We start from the raw sequence: 3,008 nt of genomic DNA on the forward strand, positions 1-3,008 counted from the left end.
GCAAGTGTAGGAGCTAGGGGCTAGGAGCTAGGGGCTAGGGGCTAGGGGCTAGGGGCTAGGGGCTAGGGGCTAGGGGCTAGGGGCTAGGGGCTAGGGGCTAGGGGCTAGGGGCTAGGGAAGAAGGTTCCAGGGGTTCAGGTTCCAGGAACCAGAGCAGGGCGCTCTTCCCTAGCCCCTAGCCCCTAACCTCTATCAAGTCGGGGACGTGATCAGCATAGTGCTCGAACGTGTTGACCTCGATCCAGCGGTAGAACGCCTCGCCCTCGGTCCAGGGGAAGCGCTGCGGGTTGAAGAGGTCGTCCTCCGGCGCGTTTTCGGCCACAGTCAGCAGGGCCTGGTACGCCTCGCGCTCGTTCAATTCGGCGATGCCCGGCGGGAGTAGCTCGTTCTCCTGATAGACGCGCGCGTTTAGTTCGTCAACCGTCTCCGCGGTCGCCACGTCCTGCGGCGGCTCGCCCGCCGCCAGCATATGGTAGAGGGTGACCATGCGCTGTTCCCAGAAGCCAACGTGGGCGATCACGTCCTTGACCGACCAGGCGTTGGGCAGCAGCGGCTTCGTCCATTCGTCCTTCTCGAACAGGGCCACGGCGCTCTCGAATTCAGCGCGGCCGTCGCGAATGCGGGTCAATAGTTCGGCGCGATCCATCGGTTTCCTTCCATAGGTTGGGCTAAGAGGCAGTATAGCAGAGCAAAGACTGTAGGGCGATTTGCCAAATCGCCCGGCGATTTAGCGTAGTCCAGGCGGCGGACAGCCGTGCTCTTTCCGTTATCAACCATTGCCATTTTGTGGTAGACTAGACGTTTGTCTAACGCATCATCACCCGGCGGCCAGCGGGCCGCCCCAAACAGAGTCATGGCTATTTCATTCGCATCCACCCGCGCCCGGCCGGTTCCGGTCGAGCACCGCTCCAATTTCAACCATCTCGTTTTCGACATCGCCTGGTTTGGCGTCCTGAATGGCAGCGCTATCGCCTTCATTGCCGTCTACGCCACCCGGCTGGGGGCCAGCGCCTTCCAGTTGGGCCTGCTCAACGCCACGCCGGCCATCATGAACCTGATGTTCGCCCTGCCGGCCGGTCGCTGGCTCCAGAGCCAGCCCGTTAGCCGGGCGACGTTCTCCGCCTCCATCCTGAACCGCTGGTTCTACCTGCTGTTCGTCTTGCTGCCGCTGTTCCTCGCGCCGGAGGGCCAGGTCTGGGTCATCGTACTGCTGACGGTGCTGATGAGCATCCCCGGCACGGCGCTGGCTATCGGCTTCAACGGCCTGTTTGCCGCCGCCGTGCCGCCCGACTGGCGCGGCCACATCGTTGGCGTGCGCAACGCGGCCTACGCGCTGACCTCCATCGCCGTCACGCTGGCCTGCGGCCGGCTGCTCGACGTGCTGCCGTTCCCGCTCGGCTACCAGGTCGTCTTCCTGATCGGCTTCATCGGCGCGGCCATGAGTACGCTGCACCTGTGGCACGTGCGGCCGGTCGACGAGCACCGCCGGCCGGGCACGGGCCGCAGCCTGGGCGACTGGGCCGACCCCGGCGAGGCCAAGATGTGGGCCGGGATGCGCCTGTCGGTGGGCTTGCGCTTCCTGACCCGCGCCAACCCGCTCTCCAGCCGGTGGTTCAACCCGCTGAAGGATCGCGCCTACCGCCGGGTGCTCCTGCTCGTCTTCGCCATGCACCTGGCGCTCTATTTGGCCGTGCCGCTGTTCCCGCTGTTCCTGGTGCGCGAGATCCAGTTGGACGACCAGGTGATTGGCCTGGGCAACAGCGTCTTCTACATCGCCCTCTTCCTGGCCTCGACGCGCCTGGGGATGCTCACGGCGCGCCTGGGCAACCGGCAGACGATGGCCCTGGGCATCATCGTCATCGCCCTCTACCCGCTGGTCATCTCGCAGGCGACCGGGCCGGCGCTCTACCTGCTGGCCTCCATCACCGGCGGCGCGGGCTGGGCGCTGGCCGGCGGCGCGGTGGGCAACTTCGTGCTGGAGAAGACGCCCGACGACAGCCGGCCGTCCTATCTGGCCTGGCATAACATGTCGCTGCAAGCGGGCATCCTGCTCGGCTCGATGATCGCGCCGGCGCTGGCCGGCTGGTGGGGGCTGGTGGCCGGGCTGATCTTCGCCGCGGCGTGCCGCTTCGCTATCGGCCTCGCCATTTGGCGGGCGGAGTAGGGGCGGGTTTCAAACCCGCCCCTACCACTGACCACTAGCTATTACTAAATACGTAGATACCCCTGACATCTGTCACTATACAGCGCCGGGCGCATCCACGATAATGGAGAAAGGGTTCGGCGGCGAAAAACCTCCGTTTTGACGCGCCCACTTGAGGACGGCCCCCCGCTGAACCAAGCGTGATGACAGCACCCGACAGCGACATAGAGTCAGGCGGAATAGCGGGCCGGCCCGAGGGGTTCGGCCAGGACACCGTGCTGCGGACGAAGCTCTTCCGACCGCCGCCGCATCCCGGCATGATCCCCCGCCCGGGGCTGGTTGCCAGACTGGACACCAACCCCACGGCGCGCCTGGCGCTCGTCTCCGCTCCGCCCGGTTTCGGCAAGACGACGCTCGTGGCCGAGTGGCTGGCGGCCGGCGGCGCGCCCCTCTCGGCCTGGCTGCTACTGGACGACGGCGACAACGAGCCGGGCCGCTTCTGGCGTCACGTCGTCGCCGCGTTGCAGACAGCCGACCCGCGTCTCGGCGCGCGCCTGGCCGATACACTCGGCCGGCATACGCTGCCGCCGCCGGAGACATGGCTGACCGTTCTCCTCAACGACCTGGCCGCGCTGTCCCGGCCGATCGTCCTGGCGCTCGATGAGTACCACCACATCCGCGCCCCGGCCATCCATCATGGCGTGGATTATCTGCTGCGCCACGCGCCGCCGGGCATGCGCCTGGCGCTCATCAGCCGCGCCGACCCGCCTCTGTCGCTGGCCCGGCTGCGCGTGGCGGATGAACTGGTCGAACTGCGCGCCGCCGACCTGCGCTTCAGCCGGCCGGAGATGGAGCGCTACCTCAA

Annotated in this window: 2 protein-coding genes and 1 pseudogene; 2 read left to right on the plus strand and 1 reads right to left on the minus strand. The window is 66.9% G+C overall.

The genetic code is table 11. From position 1 onward, the window contains the following. Positions 1–175: 175 nt before the first annotated feature. Positions 176–646 carry a ClbS/DfsB family four-helix bundle protein gene (locus tag ACE3UY_RS02790; protein ID WP_374686029.1) on the minus strand — a complete coding sequence of 157 codons (471 nt, stop codon included), beginning with the start codon at positions 644–646 and terminating at the stop codon, positions 176–178. 207 nt (positions 647–853) lie between these two features. On the opposite strand from ACE3UY_RS02790, the gene ACE3UY_RS02795 reads away from it, so the two are divergent. After that, positions 854–2,164, plus strand: coding sequence for an MFS transporter (locus ACE3UY_RS02795; RefSeq protein ID WP_374686030.1), 1,311 nt, complete (start codon positions 854–856; stop codon positions 2,162–2,164). Between the two features lie 182 nt (positions 2,165–2,346). Further along, positions 2,347–3,008, plus strand: a pseudogene (locus ACE3UY_RS02800) (hypothetical protein); the annotation flags it as partial.

This window comes from Promineifilum sp. (SeqCode) (genome assembly GCF_041918635.1).
In the GTDB taxonomy this organism is placed as follows: Bacteria; Chloroflexota; Anaerolineae; order Promineifilales; family Promineifilaceae; genus Promineifilum.

What these genes read in the sequence shown, in the direction of transcription:
- ACE3UY_RS02790 (WP_374686029.1), bottom strand. Translation starts at nt 646, where the DNA reads ATGGATCGCGCCGAACTATTGACCCGCATTCGCGACGGCCGCGCTGAA.
- ACE3UY_RS02795 (WP_374686030.1), top strand. Translation starts at nt 854, where the DNA reads ATGGCTATTTCATTCGCATCCACCCGCGCCCGGCCGGTTCCGGTCGAG.